The sequence below is a fragment of the Salibacterium lacus genome, assembly GCF_042684865.1.
GTDB classification, from domain to species: Bacteria; Bacillota; Bacilli; order Bacillales; family Marinococcaceae; genus Salibacterium; species Salibacterium lacus.
The window spans coordinates 20,302-44,432 of record NZ_JBHUML010000002.1 but is presented as its reverse complement, the minus strand read 5'-3'; the positions used below and the strand labels follow the sequence as shown (position 1 = coordinate 44,432).

Annotated in this window: 29 protein-coding genes and 1 tRNA gene; 11 read left to right on the top strand and 19 right to left on the bottom strand. The window is 41.5% G+C overall.

Annotation, left to right across the window (positions count from 1 at the left end; all coding sequences use genetic code 11):
* Window positions 1-81: 81 nt before the first annotated feature.
* Both ACFSUB_RS00615 and ACFSUB_RS00610 read right to left on the bottom strand, forming a co-directional pair.
* On the bottom strand, window positions 82-450 hold the full coding sequence (locus ACFSUB_RS00615) for a YlbF family regulator (RefSeq protein ID WP_380711255.1): 369 nt from the start codon (window positions 448-450) through the stop codon (window positions 82-84).
* A gap of 87 nt (window positions 451-537) precedes the next feature.
* Complete coding sequence (locus ACFSUB_RS00610) at window positions 538-1,674, bottom strand: DUF445 domain-containing protein (RefSeq protein WP_380711254.1); 1,137 nt, start codon at window positions 1,672-1,674, stop codon at window positions 538-540.
* Between the two features lie 219 nt (window positions 1,675-1,893).
* Between ACFSUB_RS00610 and ACFSUB_RS00605 the strand changes: the two genes are divergently transcribed.
* A complete protein-coding gene (locus ACFSUB_RS00605) occupies window positions 1,894-2,049 on the top strand; it encodes a hypothetical protein (RefSeq protein WP_380713240.1) in 156 nt (51 codons plus the stop codon).
* Window positions 2,050-2,222: 173 nt separating this feature from the next.
* Here ACFSUB_RS00605 and ACFSUB_RS00600 read toward each other — a convergent pair whose 3' ends face one another.
* Window positions 2,223-2,432: an alpha/beta-type small acid-soluble spore protein gene (locus ACFSUB_RS00600; protein ID WP_090925617.1), complete on the bottom strand. Its 210-nt coding sequence runs from the start codon at window positions 2,430-2,432 to the stop codon at window positions 2,223-2,225.
* A 198-nt stretch (window positions 2,433-2,630) separates the two neighbouring features.
* Here ACFSUB_RS00600 and ACFSUB_RS00595 point away from each other — a divergent pair, with 198 nt between their 5' ends.
* From ACFSUB_RS00595 to ACFSUB_RS00585, 3 genes are all read left to right on the top strand, one after another.
* On the top strand, window positions 2,631-3,251 hold the full coding sequence (locus ACFSUB_RS00595) for an NAD(P)-dependent oxidoreductase (RefSeq protein WP_380711253.1): 621 nt from the start codon (window positions 2,631-2,633) through the stop codon (window positions 3,249-3,251).
* Window positions 3,252-3,353: 102 nt separating this feature from the next.
* Complete coding sequence (locus ACFSUB_RS00590; RefSeq protein WP_380711252.1) at window positions 3,354-3,911, top strand: LemA family protein; 558 nt, start codon at window positions 3,354-3,356, stop codon at window positions 3,909-3,911.
* Between the two features lie 145 nt (window positions 3,912-4,056).
* Window positions 4,057-5,292, top strand: a complete 1,236-nt coding sequence (locus tag ACFSUB_RS00585; protein ID WP_380711251.1) for an aminopeptidase — start codon at window positions 4,057-4,059, stop codon at window positions 5,290-5,292.
* A gap of 64 nt (window positions 5,293-5,356) precedes the next feature.
* Here the strand turns inward: ACFSUB_RS00585 and ACFSUB_RS00580 are convergent, their stop codons facing one another.
* Window positions 5,357-6,757 carry a SpoVR family protein gene (locus tag ACFSUB_RS00580; RefSeq protein WP_380711250.1) on the bottom strand — a complete coding sequence of 467 codons (1,401 nt, stop codon included), beginning with the start codon at window positions 6,755-6,757 and terminating at the stop codon, window positions 5,357-5,359.
* Window positions 6,758-6,914: 157 nt separating this feature from the next.
* On the opposite strand from ACFSUB_RS00580, the gene ACFSUB_RS00575 reads away from it, so the two are divergent.
* Together ACFSUB_RS00575 and ACFSUB_RS00570 are read left to right on the top strand one after the other, a co-directional pair.
* Window positions 6,915-7,145, top strand: a complete 231-nt coding sequence (locus tag ACFSUB_RS00575; RefSeq protein WP_380711249.1) for a hypothetical protein — start codon at window positions 6,915-6,917, stop codon at window positions 7,143-7,145.
* Window positions 7,146-7,166: 21 nt separating this feature from the next.
* The gene (locus ACFSUB_RS00570; RefSeq protein ID WP_380711248.1) at window positions 7,167-7,439 is read left to right on the top strand and encodes an acylphosphatase; all 273 of its coding nucleotides are present in this window, start codon (window positions 7,167-7,169) and stop codon (window positions 7,437-7,439) included.
* Between the two features lie 86 nt (window positions 7,440-7,525).
* Here the strand turns inward: ACFSUB_RS00570 and ACFSUB_RS00565 are convergent, their stop codons facing one another.
* The 3 genes from ACFSUB_RS00565 to ACFSUB_RS00555 form a co-directional block, all read right to left on the bottom strand.
* On the bottom strand, window positions 7,526-8,362 hold the full coding sequence (locus ACFSUB_RS00565; RefSeq protein WP_380711247.1) for an arylamine N-acetyltransferase: 837 nt from the start codon (window positions 8,360-8,362) through the stop codon (window positions 7,526-7,528).
* Window positions 8,363-8,556: 194 nt separating this feature from the next.
* A complete protein-coding gene (locus ACFSUB_RS00560; protein ID WP_380711246.1) occupies window positions 8,557-10,293 on the bottom strand; it encodes a phospho-sugar mutase in 1,737 nt (578 codons plus the stop codon).
* A 53-nt stretch (window positions 10,294-10,346) separates the two neighbouring features.
* The gene (locus tag ACFSUB_RS00555; protein WP_380711245.1) at window positions 10,347-10,907 is read right to left on the bottom strand and encodes a glycerol-3-phosphate responsive antiterminator; all 561 of its coding nucleotides are present in this window, start codon (window positions 10,905-10,907) and stop codon (window positions 10,347-10,349) included.
* A 169-nt stretch (window positions 10,908-11,076) separates the two neighbouring features.
* Between ACFSUB_RS00555 and msrA the strand changes: the two genes are divergently transcribed.
* From msrA to ACFSUB_RS00530, 5 genes are all read left to right on the top strand, one after another.
* A complete protein-coding gene (msrA, locus tag ACFSUB_RS00550; RefSeq protein ID WP_380713140.1) occupies window positions 11,077-11,592 on the top strand; it encodes a peptide-methionine (S)-S-oxide reductase MsrA in 516 nt (171 codons plus the stop codon).
* A 101-nt stretch (window positions 11,593-11,693) separates the two neighbouring features.
* Window positions 11,694-11,770: transfer RNA gene (locus ACFSUB_RS00545), tRNA-Pro, on the top strand.
* A gap of 117 nt (window positions 11,771-11,887) precedes the next feature.
* Window positions 11,888-12,802 (top strand): tyrosine-type recombinase/integrase, encoded by a 915-nt coding sequence (locus ACFSUB_RS00540; RefSeq protein ID WP_380711244.1) that lies wholly within the window; start codon window positions 11,888-11,890, stop codon window positions 12,800-12,802.
* Window positions 12,803-13,004: 202 nt separating this feature from the next.
* Window positions 13,005-13,241 (top strand): hypothetical protein, encoded by a 237-nt coding sequence (locus ACFSUB_RS00535; protein ID WP_380711243.1) that lies wholly within the window; start codon window positions 13,005-13,007, stop codon window positions 13,239-13,241.
* 387 nt (window positions 13,242-13,628) lie between these two features.
* Window positions 13,629-14,174, top strand: a complete 546-nt coding sequence (locus ACFSUB_RS00530) for a hypothetical protein (RefSeq protein WP_380711242.1) — start codon at window positions 13,629-13,631, stop codon at window positions 14,172-14,174.
* Here ACFSUB_RS00530 and ACFSUB_RS00525 read toward each other — a convergent pair.
* The 12 genes from ACFSUB_RS00525 to ACFSUB_RS00470 form a co-directional block, all read right to left on the bottom strand.
* Window positions 14,171-14,743 carry a hypothetical protein gene (locus tag ACFSUB_RS00525; protein WP_380711241.1) on the bottom strand — a complete coding sequence of 191 codons (573 nt, stop codon included), beginning with the start codon at window positions 14,741-14,743 and terminating at the stop codon, window positions 14,171-14,173. The two genes, ACFSUB_RS00530 and ACFSUB_RS00525, sit on opposite strands and share 4 nt — an antisense overlap.
* Before the next feature lie 15 nt (window positions 14,744-14,758).
* Complete coding sequence (locus ACFSUB_RS00520; protein WP_380711240.1) at window positions 14,759-15,085, bottom strand: DUF6706 family protein; 327 nt, start codon at window positions 15,083-15,085, stop codon at window positions 14,759-14,761.
* A gap of 97 nt (window positions 15,086-15,182) precedes the next feature.
* The gene (locus ACFSUB_RS00515) at window positions 15,183-15,530 is read right to left on the bottom strand and encodes a hypothetical protein (protein ID WP_380711239.1); all 348 of its coding nucleotides are present in this window, start codon (window positions 15,528-15,530) and stop codon (window positions 15,183-15,185) included.
* A 66-nt stretch (window positions 15,531-15,596) separates the two neighbouring features.
* Window positions 15,597-16,292: a hypothetical protein gene (locus ACFSUB_RS00510; RefSeq protein ID WP_380711238.1), complete on the bottom strand. Its 696-nt coding sequence runs from the start codon at window positions 16,290-16,292 to the stop codon at window positions 15,597-15,599.
* A gap of 763 nt (window positions 16,293-17,055) precedes the next feature.
* Entirely contained in the window at window positions 17,056-18,399 is a 1,344-nt protein-coding gene (locus ACFSUB_RS00505) for a phage portal protein (RefSeq protein WP_380711237.1), read from the bottom strand.
* A gap of 53 nt (window positions 18,400-18,452) precedes the next feature.
* Entirely contained in the window at window positions 18,453-20,033 is a 1,581-nt protein-coding gene (locus ACFSUB_RS00500; protein ID WP_380711236.1) for a terminase large subunit domain-containing protein, read from the bottom strand.
* Window positions 20,034-20,160: 127 nt separating this feature from the next.
* Window positions 20,161-20,562, bottom strand: coding sequence for a hypothetical protein (locus ACFSUB_RS00495; protein WP_380711235.1), 402 nt, complete (start codon window positions 20,560-20,562; stop codon window positions 20,161-20,163).
* Window positions 20,563-20,823: 261 nt separating this feature from the next.
* Window positions 20,824-21,741, bottom strand: coding sequence for a hypothetical protein (locus ACFSUB_RS00490; RefSeq protein WP_380711234.1), 918 nt, complete (start codon window positions 21,739-21,741; stop codon window positions 20,824-20,826).
* Between the two features lie 43 nt (window positions 21,742-21,784).
* Complete coding sequence (locus ACFSUB_RS00485; RefSeq protein WP_380711233.1) at window positions 21,785-21,973, bottom strand: DUF5659 domain-containing protein; 189 nt, start codon at window positions 21,971-21,973, stop codon at window positions 21,785-21,787.
* An 11-nt stretch (window positions 21,974-21,984) separates the two neighbouring features.
* Window positions 21,985-22,797, bottom strand: coding sequence for a hypothetical protein (locus ACFSUB_RS00480; protein WP_380711232.1), 813 nt, complete (start codon window positions 22,795-22,797; stop codon window positions 21,985-21,987).
* A 192-nt stretch (window positions 22,798-22,989) separates the two neighbouring features.
* Window positions 22,990-23,175, bottom strand: a complete 186-nt coding sequence (locus ACFSUB_RS00475) for a helix-turn-helix domain-containing protein (protein WP_380711231.1) — start codon at window positions 23,173-23,175, stop codon at window positions 22,990-22,992.
* 73 nt (window positions 23,176-23,248) lie between these two features.
* Complete coding sequence (locus ACFSUB_RS00470) at window positions 23,249-24,109, bottom strand: SU10 major capsid protein (protein ID WP_380711230.1); 861 nt, start codon at window positions 24,107-24,109, stop codon at window positions 23,249-23,251.
* Window positions 24,110-24,131 lie beyond the last annotated feature (22 nt).

Below are 24,131 nucleotides of genomic sequence, written 5' to 3'. Positions count from 1 at the left end.
ATGCAGATGCTTCCCCGCTTAGAACATGCCGTGTGGATCAAAAAGAGCCGGCAGTTTGTTCTGCCGGCTCTTTTGCTATGATTATTCCTGCTCTCCCATTTGATCTTCAGGGTTACCATAAAGATCTTCAAGAGGCTCGGTAATGATTTTGTTTAAATCCTGGATCGTGGTGCTCATCTGTTGTTCCACTTCCATCAACTTGGAAATGACTTCATGCTGCTGCACCATTTCAAATTGTTTCTGCGCCTGCGTGATTTCTTCCTCTGTCGGCTGCTCGCCCTGCATCTGCTTTTGCTGCAGATCAAGCTGCAGGGAACGGAAGTTATCAAGCATACGCTTGGCTACTTCGTCCTGCTCCACTTCTTCATGAAGGTTTTTTAGATTTTGGAATTCATCACTGTCTCTCAAATCCTGAGATAGTTCGCGTGCTTTGTCGTATACATTGGACATTACATAGTCCTCCTTTTTACAATCTTAACCGAGCATAACATGAATGAAACGCAGAAATCATCCGTTTTACCTGATTCTCTCTTCTTTTTATCCAATGGAAAAAAGAACCACAATCACTCCCTGGAATAACCCAACCACACCACCGAGCAGCGCCCCGAGATAAGTGATCATTTTAAACTCCCGTCGTGAAATTGAAAGAACCATCTCTTCCAGTCTCTCCACTGAAAAAGCGTTAACTTGTTCTGTAACGACCTCATCCAGCTGAAGCCTTGCAAAAAGACCGGGCAGGCGGTCGATGAGAAACGACTGCATCCGGCTGACTACACCGGGAAGCAGGCGGTCTGCGATAACGTTTGCATAGGACGGAGCCCATTCCGACAAGGGACGGTCCAGGTATTCGAGTGCGGGCAGTTCATTTTCCAGAAACGATACCAGCTCGTTGGAGACCGTCCCCGTATGGATGTGAGGTTGAATCGAAGACAGCGGCTTTTGTTTCCACTTTCCCCATTCCCGTTCCAGTATATTTTTCACAAACGTCTCCGAGGTGTCATCTTCAAAAAAACGCACGATTTCAGGTTGGAGCTTCTCAATAATTCTGTCACTGCCGAACATGGAGCCCAAAAAATTCATCATCGATCCTTTTCCCTGCAGAAATTTATCCAGAAGGCGCTCAAGCTGCCGGGCCCCTTCCTCTCCCCGGAAGTAATCCGCCCCCTTTTCGGTCACCTCTGAGGCAAAAACCGGGATCAGATCATCGGCTTTGTTCATCACCAATTCAGGAATAATATCCTGCAGGGGCTTATCTTTATTTTTTTCGAGCCACTGGTCCATAGACCGCTGGACGTATCCACGCCCCTTTTCCTCGAGAGGAAGTTTTCTGCCGGCGGTTTTTTCCGCTATCTCCCTCAATGTAGAAGATTGATGAAGAAACGTGGACATCTCTTCAGCCAGCCACTTCTGAAGAGTGTCATGAAAATCGGATTTTTTCAGTTTCTGCCGGAGACTTTCCGGGGTGAGAAGGTGGGTGATAACCATCGTCCCCAGTTGCTCTGCCATTTCCTTCCTTCGTTTTGGAATAAGTCCCGGAGTGAACGGCAGCCGCAAACCTCCTATATACAGCGGTTGAAACGGGCGGAACAGCATTCGGATGGCAAGGGAATTTGTCGCGCCGCCAATAAGAGATCCTACCGCTGTCATCACCACAATCATTACGAACGTATCCATGTATAAACTCCTTTATCCGCCTTTATGTCTTCCGCTGTCTGCAGAGGGGGAGTACTCCCGCCTCCCATTTGGGATGTTGTTCATCATTTTCAGCCAATATCACTTTATCAATTTGTCTTCGGCGGAGCAAGCAATAACAGCCTACAAGGTTCCCGGCCGCCGCGACTTACATATTCAAAAGAAGAAGGGGAAGGCTGATAACGAAAGGAGGGCGATAAATTGGAACACAAAGCTAAAGACAATAACCTTCAGTTCGATGAAGATCGAATGATAAACGAAGGACTGGCAGGAGGTACTGTCCGTTCCTCAGAGGATCATACTCAAATGGAAGAAGCCCGGGATATCCAAAAAGAAGAACCACCCCGGCGCCGGTAAATAACAAGAACCTGGACTGCCATCATCTTTGAAGAGTAAAAGACGCTTCCGATTATGAACAAGCGTAGTCGGAAGCGTCTCATTTTCGTGGGCTGTGTGCTATGTAAAAAAGGGGGCTGCCCCGGTGCTGCAATGCAGCACCTTCAGACAGCCCCTCCAGCCATGATATTTAATTACTGCTGCGGGCCTTGGCCGCCCATTTGCTGTTCAGCCATCTGTACAAGACGCTTGGTGATCTCTCCACCAACGGAGCCGTTGGAACGGGAGGTCGCGTCTGCACTAAGCTGAACCCCGAATTCCTGTGCAATTTCATACTTCATTTGGTCCATTGCCTGCTGTACGCCAGGCACGACCAGTTGATTGGAACTGTTGTTGTTGGCCATGTGTCTCACCTCCTCTTGGTACCTATAGTTTGTTACGATTCGCAAACACTATGCTGTGAATGATATAGTAAATTCAGGTAATAACCATGGTGGTTTTACAAAAAAACGCCATAGTACCGTTGTATGATTTGTAACGAAAACAGAAGTATGTTTCTATAGAGAAAAGATATGTTGAGCGATGGAAGGACAGATGAGGCTATGAACATTTCCATATTCGGAGCAACAGGAAGAGTTGGAAGCAGGCTGCTTGCCATGCTCCTAAGCGGCGGATACAGCGTCCGCGCGCTGGCAAGGTCGCCGGAGAAACTCGGCAGCCACCCCGCTTTGCAGGTTATCGGCGGCAATGTGCTGACAGATAAAGACGTACAAAAGACGATTTCCGGTACAGATATCGTTATCAGTACGCTCGGAACGGACAAACAAAATACCTTGCAGCGTGCTTTCCCGCTCATTATCGACGCGATGATACAGGAAAACATGCAGCGCATCCTTTCCACCGGTACAGCAGGCATTTTAAACGCGCGGCAGAATCCTGCCAGCTTCCGTTTTGAAACGGACGAATCAAAACGACGCAGCACAACAGCGGCCAAAGATCATGCCGAGGCTTACAAGCTGCTGCGGCAGTCCCCGTTAAACTGGACCATAGTTTGTCCGACGTATCTCCCGGAAGGAGAGGCCTCCGGAACGTTTCGGACCGAAGCCGACTTCCTGCCCGAAGACGGAAAGAGTATTACAACCGGAGATACGGCTCTTTTTTTGTACCAGCTTGTATCGGGGGAAGAATCCTTTCATTGTAGAAGAGCAGGTCTGGCTTACTAATATCATCCAATCATGATATACTGACCTAAAGAATAGTATTACAGTATCACCCGTTACATATTGAATCAGACTGGGTATACAAGGGAGAAAGGAGGGAGCCTCTTGTCCATCTTCGGTATCGTTCTCGGCATTGTCATTATTGGTGCCCTGATATGCTGGATTGTCGGTTATCATGCACTGATTAAATTTCTTTCCTGGGTGGAAGAATCCTGGGCGCAGGTTGAAACACAATTAGACCGCCGGGTCCAGGCTGTTCCATCTCTGATTGATATCGCACAGCCATATGCGAAACAGGAACAACATATCCTGGAAAAAATAGTGGAACTGCGAAGCAGGCTGACTTCTCCCAATACCTCCCGTGTGGAACAGGTGCAGATTAATGAAGAACTTACTAAAAACCTTCATCTCCTGTTCGCTGTAAAAGATGATCAGCCGGAACTTCTTCAGCATGAAGACTTTCTCCATCTGGAACAGGAACTGAAGGAGGCGGAAGAGAAGATCCACCGCTTTGTTCTTATTTATAATAATACGGTTCAAAAATATAATACAAAAATACATTCGATGCCGGTCAATTTCGTCGCTGACATCCATAACTTTAAGGAACGGCAGAAACTTGATGTCCCGGGAGAAGTGTCCAAAGACGTAAAACTGTCTTCTTAGAAAAATCACCATTCTTTTCACAGAACGGTGATTTTTTTCTGCTTTCTCTGTTTATCCTAAAAAAAGCCTCACATCTGAGTGGCGCGGCAAAGATATGTTACAATGATACCTCAACAAAAATTTCCGTCAGAGAAGGTGGATAACGATGACAACGTTCGATGAAAAGCTGCATAACTATGCGGATCTGGCTGTCCGTAAAGGAGTGAACCTCCAGGAAGGACAGACACTGTTTATCTCCGCCCCTATCACCTCGGCGTCCTTTGTCCGGCTGCTGGCAGAAAAGGCGTACGACACCGGCGCCAAAAACGTACACGTCGACTGGGTGGACGAAGCATTGACGAGAATCAAATATGATAAAGCCCCGCAGGAAGCCTTTCAGGAATTCCCGCAGTGGATTGCCAGAGGGCGGGAAGAACTCGCCGAAAACGGTGCGGCCTTTATTACGGTCAAATCCACCGATCCCGATCTACTGCAGGGAGTCGATCAGAAAAAAATCGCTGATGCCAATAAGGCTGCCGGCGAAGCGATGGAAACGTTCCGCTCCTACATCCAGTCCGACAAAGTAAGCTGGCTTGTGATTGCAACCCCTTCACCGGGATGGGCCAAAAAAGTGTATCCAGAAGATGGAACAGAAAAAGCGGAAGAAAAATTATGGAACGCGATTTTTAAAGCCGTCCGTGCGGATGTTGAAGACCCGGCCGGCGCTTGGGAATCCCACGACAAAAAACTCCGCGATAAAGCTGCCGTCTTAAATGAAAGACGATACAGCGAACTTCATTACAAAGCACCCGGCACAGATCTTACTGTCAAACTGCCGGAAGGACATATCTGGGTCGGCGGGGGCGGACCTAATACAGACGGCGTCCATTTCATCGCCAACATGCCGACCGAAGAAGTATTCACCGTCCCGGAAAACACCGGCGTGAACGGCCATGTTACCAACACGAAACCACTGAACTACGGCGGTAACATTATTGATGATTTCACCATTCATTTTAAAGACGGGAGAATCACCGATTACAGCGCCGGCGAGGGAGAAGAAACATTAAAAAATCTGATTGAGACCGATGAAGGCTCCCATTTCCTTGGAGAAGCCGCTCTCGTTCCGCATAGTTCACCGATCTCGCAATCCGGAGACTTGTTTTACAACACCTTGTTTGACGAAAACGCTTCGAACCATCTCGCTATCGGAAGCGCCTATGCGTTCTGTCTTGAAAACGGAGCCGATATGACCAAAGAGGAAAAAGAAAAACACGGGCTCAATTCAAGTATCACACACGTCGACTTTATGATCGGCAGCGCAGAAATGGATATTGACGGTGTTCTGCCGGACGGGTCATCCGAACCGGTCATGCGCGGCGGAGAATGGGCGGAAAAATAGAACCAGCCCTCGCAGACAAAAAACCGGGAAGCCCCTCTACCCTGCAGAGAGCTTCCCGGTTTTTTTAAAGACTCTTTCGAAACACCCTGGATCCATTGTAAGTGAATAAAGCCGGTTTGTTGTCAAGAACGGTTTCCACGTGAACGCTCCGCCCCCACAGCTGATACAGATAAGGGAGTGTTTTCTCAAGGTACGTCACATCCAGCTCTTCTTCCTCGTAGCGGTGGGTAATATACAGTTCCCCTCTTTTTTCATAATCCCCGTCTGTCACGACGAGATAAGGAAACCCGCCATTCACTCTTGATCGGATCAGCTGGTCTTTCACCTGCCGCCACTCTTTATCCACAATCGTGTAATCACGGCCCTGCTTCTGGAATACGTACATATCTTCCTGCTGCACCAGCTCTTTTGTCACATAGTTGCGAATAAAGGACGTATCGGTCTCAAGCTCCCTGACTTCAAATAGTTTATCTCGTCCGCTTCCCGGCTTCACGCCGGCCCGCTGCAGGGATTCGTCAGGATTATCCCATCTCTTTTCAATCGTCTCAAAAATTCTCAAGCCCAGATGATACGGATTCACGGACGTGCGAGATGGCTGAATCACCCCGGCGTTCAGCTTCGCAAATTCGATTCCTTCTTCCGATGTGAGTTCGAGTTCTCTCATAATCCGGGCATGCCAGAACGAGGCCCAGCCTTCATTCATAATTTTTGTTTCCAGCTGCGGCCAGAAATACAGCATTTCTTCCCGTATCATCGTCAGCACATCGCGCTGCCAGTCTTCAAGCTCACGGCTGTGTTCTTCAATGAAAAGAAGCAGATCCTTTTCTTCCCGGGCCGGAAACTTTTTCTTCCCGGCAGAGGGTTCTTCTGTTTTCGGCTTTTCCCCGATTTGCAGAAGATCCTCATAGGGACCGGCATCTTCCTTTATTTTTCCTCCAGCTTCCTCTTCTTCTCCTTCCCGGCGGATCAGACTAGGATCAATATGCTCCTGCACCGCAAGCACTGCATCCAAAAAGGCCTCCACACGACGGCGGCCGTACAGTTCTTCATAGCGGGAAATACGTTCGGCCGCTGCAGCCATGCTTTCCACCATATCCTTGCGTGTGCCGGCAAATCGGATATTATTTTTGAAAAAGTCACTATGGGCGAGCACATGGGCGACAATTAATTTATTCTGCACGAGCGAATTGTTATCCAGCAGGAACGCATAGCACGGATTGGAATTAATGACGAGTTCATAAATTTTGCTCAAACCTAAATCATAATGGACTTTCATTTTGTGAAAATTTTTCCCGAACGTCCAATGTGAAAAGCGGGTCGGCATCCCGTAGGCACCAAACGTGTATATGATATCCGCCGGACAGATTTCATAGCGCATTGAATAAAAATCGAGACCGAAGTGTTCTGCTGTCTCCGTTATACGGTCAATGGCTTTTCGCAGTTCTTTTTCTTCAAGTGTCTGCATCGTGTCCCTCCTCCCCTGTTAGTTCCACTATATGAAACAAGCGGCAAAGCATGCCTCTTGATGCTGTGAGCTATGGATTGAAGGAAGATAAGGAATCGGGGTACAATAGGGAAAAACCTCGATATCTTCGGGGCTGACAAAAATTCGGGTGATAACTGTGGAACTGGTTCAATGCAAAAAAGATGTTGTCAAAAAGCTTGGGCATGATGTTGTGGAAATCGATCCGCCGAAGGTACTTTTTAAAGCAGATTATTTTTATCCGGCATTTCAGGATCAATACGGGATCTGGCTTGCTGCCGACGAAGAAGGAGAGGCCCACGTGATCTCTGAAACGCCGGAGCACGTGGAAGAAGACCCTTGGTTTGATATGTATTTTAAAAAGGTATAATCCCTTTTAGGAGGTGTCACGATGCTGAAACGTCATTTGATTGTCCACGGAACCGTACAGGGAGTCGGGTTCCGGCAGTTTGCGGTGACAGAAGCCAAAAAAGCCGGCATAAACGGCTGGGTTAGAAATCGAATAGAAGGTACCGTTGAAATCAAAGCGGAAGGAAACGAAGAAGAAATGAATGCATTTATAGAGGCCGTCAAAGCAGGCCACCGCTTTGCATCGGTAACGGACGTCGATATCTCCCCGGCGGACAACGTCGAACATAAAGGCTCCTTCACTGTTCTTTATTGATACTATTCATGAAGGAAAAGCTGAATTCCGGATGCGGGATTCAGCTTTTTTGTGTACCGGTATAGAGCGGAACCGGTTATGGTTTGTTACGTGCGGCTGAAGATGTCGACTCCCTGGTATTTCAGCTGCTCCAGAGCTTTTTCGACCGGAAGATCCGGCATTCTGAATTCCCTGGAAAGCACGTCCTGAACAGCTTCTTGATCGGGAAGATCTTTTGTCAGCACGGAACCGTTACCGTGGCGGATGGTAAACGTTCTGTTTACAAGGGAAAGCCCTCTTCTTTGATCCGGTTCCCACAACTGGCAGCGCAGCATATTCATAAACGATGCTCCGTGCTGAAACGTGGAGGCAATCCATGGTGTAAAGTCGGCAAACTGCATCGCCGAGTAAATCGAGAACGTCCATTTTTTATGGGTGATCTGTCCGTTTCTCGTTCGGATATAGGTATAAATCCCGGGTTCGTTTCCCGGAAGAAAAAACAGCCGTTCCCCGGCAAAAGGCGGAATACCTCGTTTTCTTCCGTGGAAAGGAATCGGTTCAAACAGCGGAGCGGTCGTCCCTACGTCTACATAAAGCAGCCTGTTGTCCGAACCCGGATCTTTCACAACCATCGCCATGTGCTCCTCCCCCGGACGGATCAACCACCCTTCAAAACCAAGAGCCTTTAGAAGCTGGAATAGACAGGCATTGAGGGTGAAGCATGTCCCTCCACTCTGATTCGTCTCATGAGCTGTGAGAAAGGTATACACGTCCGTGACATGATCTATCGTTTCTGCATCGCGTGCCATCAGAAGCTTGCTGACATTTTCAAACGGAAAGGTACGGACGTGGGCACGAATAATTCGTTTCAGAAATTTACGGGACGGCGGCTGCGGCTTTAATCGAAGAATTGTTAAATAGCGTTCAAGCCAGTCACTTGACATGGTGTTCTCCTTTTCAACTGTGTAACAGGTTTTTATCGCTGTATATGAACACGAAAAACTCCGGAAAACGAAGATTCCCGGAGTTCTCCATTTCAAACCGGCCGGCAGATGGCAGCATCCGCTCCTGCATCCATCGATACAAACAGGAACAGTCCGGTGACTGCCGGGCTGGAGGTTCCAATGATTATCTGCCTTTAAACGTGTTCATGCACCATCTTCATCATGTCGTTTTTCAGGTGGGAAAGTGCTTCTTTTGCTTCAGATTCCGTCTCTTTGCGGACCCCGAAATAAAATTTTATCTTCGGCTCCGTACCGGAAGGACGGATACAGCACCACGAGCCATCTTCCAGTACATATTTTAACACGTTGGACACCGGAAGTTCGATCTTTTCCTTATGCCCATCTGGAACCACTGTCCGCTCCTGTGTCTGATAATCTTCAATGACAGTGATTTGATTGTTATGGAGGGAGGTTGGAGGTGTCTCCCGGAATTTCTTAAGAAGCGCTTCAATTCTTTCATTGCCCTCCATTCCTTTTAAGGTAATCGAATCAAGGCCTTCTTTATAGAAACCGTACGTTTCGTACAGTTTGCCAAGCGCGTCATGAAGCGTCCTGCCCTCGTTTTTATGCCAAAGCGCCATTTCTGAAACGGTGAGTGCAGCCTGTACCGCATCTTTATCACGCACGACACTGCTGATCAGATAACCATACGACTCTTCATAACCAAATTGAAACGAATGGGTGCCGTCCTCTTCAAATTGTTTTATTTTTTCTCCGATAAATTTGAAACCGGTCAGCGTATCCAGCACCGTCTGCCCGTAATGCTCTGCCACAGCGCGTCCGAGCTCCGATGTAACGATGGTTTTCATAACAACACCGTTATCCGGCAGCAGACCGAGCCTTTGGCGTTCAGAAAGCAGGTATTCAAGCATTAGCGCACCGGTTTGATTACCGCTCAACAGTTCATACTTTCCATCTTCGCGGCGGGCTGCAATGCCGATCCGATCACCATCCGGATCCGTTGCAATCAGAATATCCGCCCCTTCTTTTTCCCCTGCGGCTCTTGCAGCATCAAAAGCTTCTTCCTCTTCGGGGTTCGGGCTTTTCACGGTGGAGAATTCCGGGTCCGGGAGCGCTTGTTCCTGCACCACATGAACATTGGTGAATCCGCTTGTTTCAAGCAGACGAACCACTGGAATATTTGCCGTCCCGTGCAGCGGAGTGAAGACAATCGAGAGCTCTCCCCCGTCTTTTTGCACCATATCAGGCTGCAGCATAATCGTCTGCAGGTCATCATTGTAGGCATGATCCATGTCCTCCCCGATGACTTTCAACAGACGGGATGCTTTCATTTCGTTCTCATCGGCGGTTTCGACCGTGAATTCATTCTCGACGGATTCCACCTTTTCCATCAAGGCTTCGGCGGGCGCCGGCGGCATCTGCCCCCCGTCTTTCCCGTACACCTTGAACCCGTTGTATTCAGGCGGGTTATGGCTGGCGGTTACAACAATACCGGCAAACGCTTCAAGGTGCCGGACCGCGTAGGACAACTCGGGGGTTGGGCGCAGTTCCTGAAATATATAGGTCTGAATGTGATGGGCTCCAAGCGTCAGAGCTGCTTCGAGGGCAAACTCAGGCGAGCGGTGCCTTGAATCAAACGCAATGACAACACCTTCTGCCTTGGCCTCTGCGCCATGTTCTTCTATGTACCGCGCCAGGCCTTCAGCCGCCCTCCGGATGGTATACCGGTTCATGCGGTTCGTCCCCGGACCGATTTCACCGCGCATGCCTCCTGTTCCGAATTCAAGGTATTTGTAGAAATGATCTTCCAGCTTTTCTTCGTTTTCTTCCACAGCTTCGAGCTGTTCTTTTAAATCTTTATCCAAGCCTATTGCTTCACTCCAGCGCTTCCAATTCTCTTTCCAGTCCATTGCTGTCACACCCTCTTTCGGATATTTACTGTTCGAATCTATCTATCTACTGCTCACCGATTGGAAAATCGTTCCCTCCACAGTTCTCTCCGGGTCGTTGTAACAGCCTCCGCCCCGGCTTCAAATGCCTCCTCCGCGTCTTGTCTGCTGCGGAGAAAACCACCGGCAATCAACGGAACGCCGGTCTTTTCTGCTACTTCCCGGATGATCCCGGGCATTCTTCCGGGAAGCACTTCAATCACATCCGGTTCCACCTCTTCTACGATTTTGTAACTCGTTTCAAGCGCGCTGGAATCAATCAGAAACAACCGCTGCACTGTCAACAGACCGTGTTTTTTAGCGGTAGTCAGCACCTGCTTTCTCGTTGATATCAATCCATGAGGCCGCACCTGCTGACAGAGAAACTGAGCCGCTGATTCATCATGTCCGAGCCCCTGAATCAGATCAGCGTGAACAATCAGTTTTTTTCCGGCCCGCGAGGCCATCTGTGTCATGCTTTTCAACTGAGCCAGTCTTGAGTTCAGCAGAACCACGTAAGTTTGCGGGCTTTCCAGTATCTTTTCAAACTCTTTTTCCGTGCGGGCGGCGGGAATAATTTTTTCATCCTGAAACATGGGCTGGTTCCTTTCTGTGAACAATGTCTGTTTCCATCATAAAAAAAATGAGACCACTTTTCCACTTTGAACGAAAATTTCCTTTGTTTGTTTTTTAACTTTCTTCTCTGCTATAATTTTTCAGGTATGACATCCACGGGGAGGGAGACCAATGAGTGAAAAAAATTCAATTGAAAAAGCAACGTTTGCCGGAGGCTGTTTCTGGTGCATGGTTAAACCATTCGATCAGATGGAAGGCATCCACGGCATTACGTCCGGCTACACCGGCGGGCATACAGAAAACCCGACATATGAAGTCGTTAAAACCGGGGAAACCGGCCACCGCGAAGCCGTTCAGATTCAGTTTGACCCGGAGGTGTTTCCATACGAAAAACTGCTTTCGCTGTACTGGCCCCAGGTGGATCCGACCGATGACGGCGGACAGTTTCACGACCGCGGACCGCAGTACCGCACCGCCATCTTTTATCATAACGACATGCAGAAACAGCAGGCGGAAAAAACAAGACAGCAGATAGCAGACAGCGGCCGTTTTAAAGAGCCGATTGTAACCGAAATACTGCCCGCTTCCACCTTTTACCCGGCAGAGACGTATCATCAGGACTTCTACAAAAAGCAGGAAAAAGCATACCTCGAAGACCGCAGAAAATCCGGCCGGGATGAGTTTATTGAACAACACTGGCGTTAAACCAGAAGCGCCGGTGTTTTCAGTGATCGGGAAAAGACTTATAAACAAGAGGATTGAAATACCTTTCTGGTTATAATATAATAAATATTGTCCAATTGAAACGGGATGTAGCTCAGCTTGGTAGAGCACAGGCATGGGGTGCCTGGGGTCGCAGGTTCAACTCCTGTCATCCCGACCAGTCCTAATTTGACAAGGGATACAGCGTTTTTTCCCTTTTCAAACATAAAGAGGTCAACACTACAATCTAATCAATGAATGGTAAACCACTTCTATCAAAATGGAGGTGGTTTTTTTTATGTTGGTAAGATTCGCTATTGATGAATTATATACAGAAAAGAAATTTGAAAATGTAACGGAAAATACAATGGTGAGTTACAAAGCAGTCCTTGAACCTTTTCACGCTTTTCTTGAAGAAAAAGGTATTGAAAATATTGAATATGTAACCAAACGCCATATCAAAGAATATCTCCTTCATCGACAAGAAAAAGGGAACAATGCAACGACTGTAAACAATCATCACAAATACGTCAACGCATTTTTCAGGTGGCTTACAGAAGAAAAAATTGTACATGAGAATCCTGTTACTGGTATCAAAAAGCAAAAAGAAGATATTCAGATTCATGTATTCACCGATGAAGAAGTACAGCAGATAATCTCTTATTTTCGGCGTATGAATCGCAGAGAAAAAACATTCTACTCTATAAGAGATTACAACTTATTCCTGACGTTAATTTCTACCGGATTACGCCTATCTGAAGCCATTAACCTTAGATGGACTGATGTGAATTATGATAATGGCTCTCTTGTTGTAAGTAAACCTAAAAGTCGAAAACAAGAAACTGTGCCACTCACAGAACGCCTTATGAAAGAATTGTCCTTATATCAAAAGCATTGTGAGAAGAAGTTTCATACTTCGATGGACTATATTTTTGTAACTAGTAGGAATAAGCCCCTGACTAGAAACGCTGTGAAATGTATTTTTAAAAGGGTGGCTAGTGCTATGAATTTTCCAAACACAAGGGTATCAGCCCATACTTGCAGGCATTATTACGCTAAAAAATTTATTGAGAACGGTGGAGATATAAGCCAATTGCAGAAAATGCTCAGGCACACCAATATTGCAACCACACAAAAATACCTTCACTTCTTTGGAAATGAAGTGGCTGAAGCCAATGAAAAGTATAATGCTTTGAATAACCTAGATATTTAATAATAGATATATCCTATAAAGGGGGTGATAAATTGGAAAAGTTTTGTTACCGCTGTGACCGATACAGTGTGTTTAGTAACAATAAAAATGGTAGAATCACAAACTATCATTGCACGCATTGTGGCACTTATGATTGGTTCTCAGAAGGAGAATTAAAAGCCCGTAAATTGCAAAAAACAATTTAAAAATTGGAGGAATTAAAATGAAGTATGAAGCCTTCGCTATGGTTACCCTACCAACATCTTTTACGGTTGAAGAAGAAAACCGTGAACAAGCATTGCAAAAAGCACAGGAGAAAATCAATGAATTTGTTGTCCAAAAAGTGGACATGCAACTGTGTACTGTGAATGATGAAGTCATTACACCTGATACCATTCATGACCACACAATAGATATTGCTGATGTTTTCCCTGAAGAAGATGGAGATAATGAAGAATAAGCAAAATAAAAAGGGCTTAGAGTGTTGGCACACTCTAGCCCTCCCCTTCCTGCAAAACAGATAACTGCATACAGAAAGATACAAAACGAATGTACTTTAATTATATTTCATATTATTGATTTTTGCAATGATAAGTACCTTATCTTTCTGTGCAGGTTTATCGAACATATATTCCCTTACAGAAAGAGAGGTATTTTTAGTATGTTTTCCAGTCATTATTATATTGCAAACGAATATTCCCTTTTCAATTCCGTCCAGAAACTGAATAAGAATATAGATAGTATCTTTCAGTATGTTCACATGAATCAAACAGAATATATGTTATTAACCTTATTGTCGCAACATTCAGTAAAGTATATCGGTACGTCATACCTGAAAGTGAAGAATATGGCTAATAGAATCAAAAAATCAATACGTATGGTCAACTATGCCCTATCGTCTCTGGAATCGAAACGTATCATCAAGCGTATTCCCGTCATGCGTCCGCAAAAAGGTGGTAATAGCAGTAATGTTATTGTTATTTTGCCTTATTATTGCACCCCGAAAATTGCAGACGGTGATGAAGAGACAAAAGGTGACACAATCCAACCTGAAAGCACAAAATATCAAAGTGAAACTACTGTCTTAAAATCTAAACAAGAAAAATATATATGTGATAGCGATAGATTGTTCCGGTTATTTGAATTGAAGATGAAAGATAAGTCCGTACAATATGGCTCTGCATACATGCAAAAAGTGACTGATACTCTTTTAAATGAATATGAAAAGGTTGAACGTCAACAAGAATACGCCCAGATACAAACACCGAAAGAAGAATTACCAACGTATCCTAATGTGAATTGGCTGGAAGAACCGATATATACACCTGATACATTCGACCCTTCCAATGTGCAACATCGTATGGAATTTTGGGATTACTTTCTTGAAAGTTAATTCACTTCAGCGTTAATGTGAATAAGCCCTAAATCAGTTCTATCAACCGCATATATTTGATACACAGTACCATTAAATTCAAAGGTATCATTAACGCTAATATCTTTTGCCTGTTCGTTATCGGCAGTAGTAAATATAATATCACCGTTCACCAAACGTATCTGTCCTTCAGTGGTCATCACGCTGTTTTGTTGAGCATAGCAATCCACATCAGTAAAAATAGGCGTTTCTTCTGTAATAGGACGCCCCAGACTATCTTCTCCAACAACTTCTGTTTTTGTATCCACCTGAATAGACAGCGTATGTGGTAAATGGCGTATCTGGGCTTTGTATTTGAAACGTTGTTCTCCGGCTATATCGGAATATACAACCCAATTAGCATTGTTATATTCAATCATATCACCACGTTGTACAGGTATGAGCGTTGATAAAATCCTATCATCATAGTCATTTGTATATGTATTCTTTGTGATTATGGCTGTTTCTGATTGGTCATTAATCTTTATTTCCTGCCCTATTTCCCTCAAAAGAAAAGAGAAATCCTGTGTTGCTGTTTTATTTATTTCCATATAATTCACCTCCTATTATGGACGGAATAGCATAAAGAAAGACGTATCTTCCTCTGTTGATTTCATCTGCCTAATTTTGCGTTCCAACTGGTCAATTCTGCTTTGAATATTATCAGAAAATGCTGAGATACTTATATCTTCTGTTGTGTAATTCTTCATCTGGGAAGGTTGATTGGCGATTGATTCCAGAACAGAAAGAGCCGATTGCAATACTAGTTTTTTGTTCTCTGGTTGGTATTCTGAATGTGGTGTTAAATCCGATTCCTGTAGGTATACGCTCATTTCTTGTTGAGAAAGGGAAATATCTTTCACTTCCATTTCTAGGCGTTGTAAGTTGGTCATTTTATCAATTCCTTTCCTTATTATTTTGTTCCCCACGTGGGGAAGTTAAGTATATAAAAAAGAAGTGCCCTGATTGGGGGCACTTACAAAGATAATTTTATTCTGCTACATTATTTTGTTGGTATGTAGACGTATTTGATTCCACTTCAGTATTTCTTACTATTCTTTGAAGTAATGCAATAATTGTTGCCAGTGCTAAGAAAAACACTCCTGAAATTATTCCAGATAAGACTGTTCCCAATGTAAGAGTCAAATCGGTCTTATATGCACTTTGAATAGTGCGATATTCCTGTTGAATAAGTTCATTATCATAACTTTCATCAGCCGAATCTTTCCAGTATTGAACCGTTTCATGTTGCTCGTTTAAGTTGGAAATTTGAGTTAATCCAAAAATTAAACCTGATGCAATAAATACAATCCCGATTATTTGTAGAATTCTTTTCATAAATAATTACTCCTAAATGATTATTTTGATTTGTACGCTTAATCAATCTAATTCTTTTTCGTTTTGTCAGTTTTCAGTTTCATTCCGTTTAATAATTACGCTTATCATTTTGTGCCAATTGTTAACAAAATCATAATACTTCTTATATTCAGGTTTGCTTTTCTTTAAATACCGATTAGAAAAATTAACTTCATGTACTGGATTTGGAATACTATCAACTACTATATTTAAACTCATTTTTTTCACTGTTTCGTTAGATTTCTGTTTTCCACTCAAACCTCCAATAACTGCACCCACACCACCAGCAAGTGCACCACCAACCAATGCCCCTCCGACTTGACTACCTCTGGAAGTCTTAGTAACTGTTTCACCATCTTCAACAATTGCGGATTCAATAATATCTTCAAAATTTACGACAGTGAATGAAAAATCTTGTTCAGGTGTCTGTCTACCAAATATGGCAACTTTTTCACTTGTTTCATCGACTGCCATACCTGAAAGTTGATTTTGCCCTAAATGGTACTCTTCATTATGAAAATGATTTTCTCGAAGTTTTCCTTTAATCATATCATCTAATCGTCTTTCATTTTCCTTTAATTCCTTATTACCTAAAGCCACCCCAATACCCAAAAAGACAAGCATGCAAATGAAAAACAAAACAGCCAATTGACTATAAATAAACATTAAAACAAATGACGAGAAAAAACCTATCAAGAGAATTGCTGATAATATCCTTTTTTCATTTTTGTTCAATTCATTCAAAATTAGCCACTCCTATGTAGTCATTTGAGACTATTCTATCATAGGAAAGATGGAAAATTAACTACAGATTGACAATTCTAATGAAAATTCTAGTTTTTTGGTTGTGATAGTTTGTTGGTACGTGTGTCTGGTGAAGAATATTGCAGAGAAAAGAAAACAGAGATAAGAAAGAATAGAGGATAATTTGTAGAAAGATAAAAGGAAATTGTTCAGGGAGAAATATTGAAGGATAAAGGGAAAATTTTGTGCGTGTAAAATGTGGTTAGTGATACACCCTCTTATGGAGGTTGGGGTATCCATATTATACCAGTATCATACCATCAACATATAATTTCCCTTATATACATAGGGAACATACATACGTATATGGAAGGTTAAAATAACGTAAATTCACTTCCTATAATATGCATTATGTAAACAAAGGTGTATTATTTGACAATCGGAACAATATATGCTCCGTTGTGACTGCCATAATATAGGATATGTGAAGGTGCTGAGACACCGAGGTGATAGGACTGTATTCTCCTTCCAATTTCTTCAATTTTTTAATACTGATACCTCTATATTATCATTTTTATTGGATTATATCAAATTTTAGTACAGTAAAGTAAAATACCCTATTGTAACAGGGCGACTATATTCAACGAAAATCACCCTCATCACAATCTCCCGTCACATCAACATTCTCACATATCACAACACACAACTTTCCCCTTCTTATATCCCCCTATCAACATATCCTCTCACCTGACACAACATATGTCTATTCTATACTGTCCTCATCACTATTTGTTGTATCATCTTCTGAGCCACTCTCACTTGTCTCACCTTGAATCTTCTGTAACTCTCTCTGCACATCAGTAGTGTATGGACTATGTTCAAGAATACTCTCCATAGATATACCCTGAATGTTCTTCAATGTCTCTAAATTATCAATAACCTCTGAATCATTACTAGGCATATTATGCTGAAATACAATATCTAAACTCTCAAATTCTTCATCAGAGAATGTCTCACCTTGCAATTCAAGTATATTTCTAAACTTCTCAAAGCGTTCATATATTCCACTTCTCATAAACATTTCGTTTATAGACGCTTTCACGCTTGCAAGTTGAAATAGTAACTTGATTGATACTTCACTCAGATTACTAATATCTGTCTTGTTCATGCTGACAGCAGGTGTAGCAGAAACGTCCAATAAACTAGACATCAATGTCTCATGAAGGGCTTGGAAACTCTGGAAGTCCAACTGATTTGATAACATCTTCATATCACCAAACTCTTCCAGATTCACACCTCCACCTGCTACATCTTTTGGTAATGCTTGATTCTTTCCTTTCAACTGTTGTCCAATCAATACAGGAATAGGACTTACAAACTTTTGAAAAGCGTCAAAGTATCTATTAATCAATTCTTCAATTTCATCAATGATAGGAATAATATCCTCTAAATCAGATTTGCCCTCAACTTCACTCAACTCATTTTGATTGTGATATACAATCGGAAGTCCTGACACATTGCTATACTCTTTCACTTTCTTCAATTTGCCACCTCGATTATTCCATTTCTCTACTGTATCTTCTGAGATAATGGTGTAGTGGTCAACGCCATCAGCATTAAACGCTTCAATAAAAGCCACAAGAGTATTCTCATGATTGTAAACATAATAACTATCAGCAGGGTCAAAGAGTTTACTCTGTATCTTTCTCTTATCGTCTAAGTAAACATACTCTGCAACCTTACCATATTTTAACACCTTATCAAGTATCCGATGATTTATCTGGTCGTATTGCCCTTTTTTATTTATTCTCTGAAACCTCTGCACAATATCTTCTTCACCAGTGATAGTCACAGGATTCTGCAATAAGAATGCTGATTGATAATTTAATATAGTTTTAGCAATTTGAAGTACCATTCGTCTAGGGTGAAATTCCTCACCGTTCCACATCTCCGGCTTTTTGTTTGCTATCTTATGCTTACCATCAAGATAATCCTTTAAATTATGTATCTGTTTGACACGTTGATAATTCTGTACACTGCTAACTTCTTCCAGAAACCACTGCTCTCTGCCTTCGTGTTCTTCTTGAATATATTCTTGTAAACTCATGTTTTCATCTCCTTTCCATTAAAAAAGACGCTTACTAATAAGTAAACGCCTAATCATACATAAAACTGACCTGACTTCATTCCCTGAGTAACTAAAGCGTTCGCTATCACGAGGTCATCGTGATTCTTGTCACCTTTTTTATTTCCACTCTTTCCATCTAATTCAACAAAAATTTGCATTTGTCCAAGAGTATCAGGACATTCAACATTAATAAGTCCACGCTCGAAATTCTCCTTATAGTCGCTTATCAATATACTTTTACTTGATGAAGTAGTGACAAATCCAAGTTGCATTTTCTTTCTGCCCCTCTGGTCAAACGTTCGCTGTTTGTATAAATTCATATATTGATACTCATTTCTCAATCTTTCAAGCAAAGGAGTGCCATAACTATTGGCTTCAACTACAACAAGAGCGTCATTGTAGAGAATCCCCATCTCATTAATTATCTCTGCAAAGCGATATACAGGCGTTCTGTTGTCTTGCCATGTCAGGGCTTGTTGCCCATCTTCATCGTATATAGCCATTGCAGAATAGTCGCCACCTCCGCCAGCACTTACGTCACAGCCCATATAATAGCGTTTTCCTGCTTTCGGAAGGTAAAATACATTCAATCCTTTGTTCACATATTTCTTCATCACGTCCGGCATTTCAGGTTCTACTTCATCTGCTGAAAGTGTTGGTATAGTATTATTCATGCGTTCTAATACAATACTTTGGTCAAAAACAGATAATCCGGTAGAAATAAAACTCTCCCTATAATTAGATGGAAATTCCTGTTTGAAATCATTCAATGATAAGTCTTGCAACTTCCATCTTCGCCACATTAACTGTTTCAGGTTTGCACCCTGTTCATACAATTGCTTTTCTTCTTCCTTTAAATCTTTGGGCTTAAGGCGTTCCCCTTTGTGATACTCATAGAACCACTTTTCTGCTTCATCATACTCGGCTTTGAATTGTTTCTTATAAAGTTCATGATAAAAGGGAATGAAATAAGGTTTGTACTTACTATCACCTTTCATGGCTTTGTGAAACAAATGATACCAATGATTCATTCCATTCGATGTTGTTTCTATACTTAGCCTGCTTTGGTGTCCTTTTGCAAGTGCCTGTTCTGCACTCATCAGTTGCATTTCCTGATTCTGGAAGAAGGCATACTCAGAAATATGGATGAACGAATAAGTCTCTGAGCGTCCGATACTCTTATTACCGCTTGAAACGCTTTTTATCCTGCTTCCATTCTTAAAAAGTAACTCTTCCCTGTTCTCTCTCTTTATTTCTGGAAACCATTCAGGATAATCTTCTCTGGGCAACCATTCATTCATTGTTTTTAGTTTTTCAAATAGCGCATTGGCTGAATCCCTTCTATAAGAAACAATCAATATATTCTCGTTTTCGTTAGTAACTGCTCTCCAGATTGCCTTTGCTAAGACATAAGTACTTATACCGCCTTGACGTGCCTTAGCACAAGCAACAAACTTATTATTATCCATTAACTCATTTAATTCAACTTGTGCCTGATTTAATTTTAATTTTACTTTATCGTTCTGATTGTCAATAATATGTATAAAATTTTTACTAAAAAGATTAAAGTCATCCATAACTCGTTGAAGTTTTTGGTCTTTTGTTAGTGTCAAGATTATTCCTCCTTCTTGATTAATTAAAAAAGGACAATGCCAAGAGACATCATCCTTTGTGGTGTATGTAGTTGTACGTGGTATCACAAAACAATAACTAATTTCGCTGTATGCCTTCTCTCAGACATTAATTTAACTCTAATCCGTCATCTTTCTCTTTTTCTTCCTTATCACCTTTTAAAATTTCTTCTGCAACTTTTTGCTGTTCCTTCATTTCTTTTGTTAAAGTGAGGTACAGTTTTACTGCTTTTTCTTCACCTTCTTTTGCCTTTTCTGAAACGGTATGATATATCTGTTCCATATCATTAGCCATAAGAGAATCAAAATAAATCGATAATAACGCTCGATATTCTGGGGTACGTTCCCACTTTATGAATCCGTTGAAAGTTTTCCTATTCACGTGCCTGAGAAAGCGTTCTTCTTCCATAGGTTCAAGTGTCTGGTCAAAACGTATTCCATGTTTCCAGATGAAGTATTGTTTGTTGACATATGAGATTTTTGGGCTTTGCAACGCTTCATATATGTTCATACTCGTTCACCTGCCTTGACGTTTTCTAATAATTGTTCTAACACTCTAAGGTTTTCTTCTAATGATATATTCATTTCTTCTATATTTCTGTTGCTTTCTTCTAGCATATTTACACCCCTTGATTATTGATTATGTGGAAAGGTTAAAAATATAGGGTACATGTAATAGACAATATTATATAGTTTTTTATTTATTTAAATATATTAATAATAAAAATAATATAGTATGTTATATGTACCCTATAAAAATAACCTTTCCAATTTAGTCGCTAAACAAATCATCTATTTCCTCAGCAATCTGTTCCTTATGTTCTTTCTTCTGGTAATAAGTATCCATACTAATCATTTTTGCTTTCTTATAAGGCATAGGTTCAACAGAAAATTGATAAGGTTCATTCACAAAGTATGTGTTTGCCCAACGTTCTTCTTTCGGCAAACCACGTACATAAGCCCCAAACTCCATATTCACAATGCCTACCACCATTCTGTACCTTCTGAGTATGTTTAAATATTTTTCCGTTGCACTAAAAGAGAATCCAACCTCATCGGCTAGATTCTCAAAAGATACATCATATCCATTTTCAAATATCTGATTCTTACTTTTTATATAAGCATATAGATAAAACCCCATCACACCAATATCTTCATTGGTCATACAAAACTCAAATACTCTAAATGGAATCTGGTGAGTATAGGATACATCATAGAACGTTCCATAGTGTTCATCTTCTTCTGAACGCCAAAATGCCTTATATGGTTCTCTTATTTTGAAATTCTTAGGATATTTCAATGTTTGTAATATATTTTCTTCAAAATCCGATACCGTTGAAAACTCTATGTATTCCCTATCATCATCGTCTGTAAATTCCCAATCTAAAGGAATATCTTTTGTTGTTTTTATGTAGTTCAATTCTTCCAGAACGCCATTTTGCTTAATGAGATAGTTTACTGCTTTATTATTCCCTGCATATCCTAGTATCTCTTTGAGTTTGCTTTGAGTGAGTTCAGGATTCCACAAGCAATACCTATATAGATAAGTGATTAAATAATAATAAGCATAAGCAAACGCTCTCTGCGGTCTTTTACTTATGTTGTTTTTGAAGTCCTCAAATATTTCGTTGGGCATGAATATCTTTCTTTTTCCTGATTCATCGTGCAGATATTTTTGAATTTCTTCCATAGTGTTTACCTCCTGAGTACCTCGCTTATAAATTTAGATTAGATTATTGATTATGATTGTGATTGTGATATTCGTTTAGGGCTTGCTGTAGTTCTTCCGATTTCGGAAACAGGGTGAACATTTTCCCTGTAGTGGGGTGAATGGCAGTAGTAATACTGTAGATACCCCTTGATTTGATATATTGGGCTAGATTTTTGTTATAGCAAAAGAACATGTCGCTTGCTTTTATCATGATTATTCCTCCTAGTTCACTGTTGTATATTTAAATTTTTTCGTTCCTGTAAGTGCAAAACTAACAAGATGTGGAAGGTTGTTTTTGCTATTAGTGGTATATGTAGAACCTTCCTTTGATTCAAACTCATGCGTTTTCTGAAATTGTTGTTGTGGCAACTCCAATGGCACATTAAAAATCCCCTGCAATTCTGCAAGGGGTAATTTTGTATATAAATATCCATTGCCATCTATTTTTATTTTGGCTTTGGTATTGTATTTCTGTTGGATGTCAAAAAATTCTTTTTTACTTGTTCTATCCAAACAATTAATTAATTCTTCAAAACCTAACTCTCTCAAATAAGCGTTATGTACGCCTTTAAACCTGTTATCATAGTGACCTAAAAATGATGAATCAATGGATAATAATAACTTTTTTCCTTCCTCTGATTCTGGCAAAGGAAGTTGATAATAAGACCACATCATCAATGCTGTTGACATGGCGTATTTCTGAAAATAATTCCCTTTGTGGACGTTCAAAACAGCGTTTATATTGGCTGTATCTGGATTTACATAGTCATCTTCATGAATCCTAACAACGTGATTGCACCAACTTTTGCCTTCATTTAACGCTAAATCAACGCCTATTGCTTTGCGTTTATCTGATTTATCAGCAGTATATAATTGGTCAAAACTATAGAAATGATTGATTGGATTTCCTTTCACCATTTTTTCAATACTGCACCCCAGTAAAGAATCTAAATCGTCTGTTAAACACGTTGTATGCTGTTCCTTTGTAAAATCCTCGCACCATGCAGGGAATCGTTCTTTTAATCTTTCTTTCATAAATTAGATGAAGCGTTAATCACCTAATTCTCCATCTCACAAACCAATGACACGACTGACTACAATTATTAAAAATTCTCCTTTTACTCTCATGTATAGCAGTTATATTTTGGGCTATACAATCTCAATTTTACTTAGAGTAAAAGGAGAATTAAGTGAACCAACCTCTCACCTTGTCACCTTCCTTTTCGATTATTTTTTTGGATTATAGTTATCTATATATTCCTTGTATTTTTTAAGTTTAAAATCAGAAAAGGCACAATCGCCTGTTTCATATCGACTAACCATAGATTGACTACAGCCGATATAGTTTGCAACTTTTTCCATTGGAATTTTCTTCTCTTTTCTTCTGATATGGTAAATATGCCTGACCTTCATTTTTATTACTCCTTTTTCTCACTCTTTGAGTATTATAAATAAAAAGGGCAGGCATAAGCCTACCCTAATAATATTATGCTGTAGTTACTGTGAAACTTGCGGCGGCTTTCGGATTCAGCAACGTAATACCTGTTTGTGTTTCGAGGTATACCGATTGCTTAGAACCGCTGACAGGTTGCGGTGTACCATTAAATGGAATAAGTGTCGGCATTTCAAGATAGTCACCATTGACTACAAATAGTTTATCCGCACCGACTTTTTCAGAAAGTACAAAACGTACCTGACCGTATACAGAAGAATATACCTCTGTATCAAAGCCAATTTCTCCATCACGTGCAAGGAAAGTAACGTCCTCAAAATTGTTGATTTGTGTTTTCATACTTGCAGGAAGGAATACAGTCATGCTGTCATTCGCACCTGCATGATATAGAGCAGAAAGAGTTTCTTCAAAAGCCGACTGGTCAAAAGTAGAGCCAGTTACCTGCTGTGCAGAATCAATTTGTTCAAGGATACCGCCAGTTGTATATTTACCATTACTGAAACCTTTAGTACCATTAATCAATTTGTCCTCAATTCTCATCTTCATTGCTTTTGTTTTGTTGGATACTTGTTTTGCCAGAAGGTCATTAATACCAGTAGCGTTTGACGCTTGTGCAGTGTTACTTACAGTAGCAGTAGCACCAAAGATTTCTAAGTAGTTGTCATTGATACCAGTAGTATCTTGAACATATGCCGGAGCGTCTGCACCCTCAGCCATTGTTTTGGCACTGGATTCATCAATTTCCTCTGTAAGCCAACTAACCTGGGGAGAAGTCGCACCCACTTGACGTGCCATCGCAAAAGTAGTAAATGGCGTTACTACTGGTGTTGTTTGGTAAATTACATCTTGCATATCAATAGATTGACCTTCAACAAAATTCTCATGTTTAAACATTTTACATCTCTCCTATTTTTTA

Bases quoted from the DNA above. Each gene is read 5' to 3' on its own strand.
- ACFSUB_RS00480 (WP_380711232.1), bottom strand. From the start codon at position 22,797: ATGAAAGAAAGATTAAAAGAACGATTCCCTGCATGGTGCGAGGATTTT.
- ACFSUB_RS00520 (WP_380711240.1), bottom strand. From the start codon at position 15,085: ATGACCAACTTACAACGCCTAGAAATGGAAGTGAAAGATATTTCCCTT.
- ACFSUB_RS00570 (WP_380711248.1), top strand. From the start codon at position 7,167: ATGCTGAAACGTCATTTGATTGTCCACGGAACCGTACAGGGAGTCGGG.
- ACFSUB_RS00490 (WP_380711234.1), bottom strand. From the start codon at position 21,741: ATGGAAGAAATTCAAAAATATCTGCACGATGAATCAGGAAAAAGAAAG.
- ACFSUB_RS00505 (WP_380711237.1), bottom strand. From the start codon at position 18,399: ATGAGTTTACAAGAATATATTCAAGAAGAACACGAAGGCAGAGAGCAG.
- ACFSUB_RS00485 (WP_380711233.1), bottom strand. From the start codon at position 21,973: ATGATAAAAGCAAGCGACATGTTCTTTTGCTATAACAAAAATCTAGCC.
- ACFSUB_RS00535 (WP_380711243.1), top strand. From the start codon at position 13,005: ATGAAGTATGAAGCCTTCGCTATGGTTACCCTACCAACATCTTTTACG.
- ACFSUB_RS00585 (WP_380711251.1), top strand. From the start codon at position 4,057: ATGACAACGTTCGATGAAAAGCTGCATAACTATGCGGATCTGGCTGTC.
- ACFSUB_RS00595 (WP_380711253.1), top strand. From the start codon at position 2,631: ATGAACATTTCCATATTCGGAGCAACAGGAAGAGTTGGAAGCAGGCTG.
- ACFSUB_RS00540 (WP_380711244.1), top strand. From the start codon at position 11,888: ATGTTGGTAAGATTCGCTATTGATGAATTATATACAGAAAAGAAATTT.
- ACFSUB_RS00565 (WP_380711247.1), bottom strand. From the start codon at position 8,362: ATGTCAAGTGACTGGCTTGAACGCTATTTAACAATTCTTCGATTAAAG.
- ACFSUB_RS00560 (WP_380711246.1), bottom strand. From the start codon at position 10,293: ATGGACTGGAAAGAGAATTGGAAGCGCTGGAGTGAAGCAATAGGCTTG.
- ACFSUB_RS00610 (WP_380711254.1), bottom strand. From the start codon at position 1,674: ATGGATACGTTCGTAATGATTGTGGTGATGACAGCGGTAGGATCTCTT.
- ACFSUB_RS00515 (WP_380711239.1), bottom strand. From the start codon at position 15,530: ATGAAAAGAATTCTACAAATAATCGGGATTGTATTTATTGCATCAGGT.
- ACFSUB_RS00555 (WP_380711245.1), bottom strand. From the start codon at position 10,907: ATGTTTCAGGATGAAAAAATTATTCCCGCCGCCCGCACGGAAAAAGAG.
- ACFSUB_RS00525 (WP_380711241.1), bottom strand. From the start codon at position 14,743: ATGGAAATAAATAAAACAGCAACACAGGATTTCTCTTTTCTTTTGAGG.
- ACFSUB_RS00580 (WP_380711250.1), bottom strand. From the start codon at position 6,757: ATGCAGACACTTGAAGAAAAAGAACTGCGAAAAGCCATTGACCGTATA.
- ACFSUB_RS00470 (WP_380711230.1), bottom strand. From the start codon at position 24,109: ATGTTTAAACATGAGAATTTTGTTGAAGGTCAATCTATTGATATGCAA.
- ACFSUB_RS00495 (WP_380711235.1), bottom strand. From the start codon at position 20,562: ATGAACATATATGAAGCGTTGCAAAGCCCAAAAATCTCATATGTCAAC.
- ACFSUB_RS00600 (WP_090925617.1), bottom strand. From the start codon at position 2,432: ATGGCCAACAACAACAGTTCCAATCAACTGGTCGTGCCTGGCGTACAG.
- ACFSUB_RS00615 (WP_380711255.1), bottom strand. From the start codon at position 450: ATGTCCAATGTATACGACAAAGCACGCGAACTATCTCAGGATTTGAGA.
- ACFSUB_RS00475 (WP_380711231.1), bottom strand. From the start codon at position 23,175: ATGAAGGTCAGGCATATTTACCATATCAGAAGAAAAGAGAAGAAAATT.
- ACFSUB_RS00530 (WP_380711242.1), top strand. From the start codon at position 13,629: ATGGCTAATAGAATCAAAAAATCAATACGTATGGTCAACTATGCCCTA.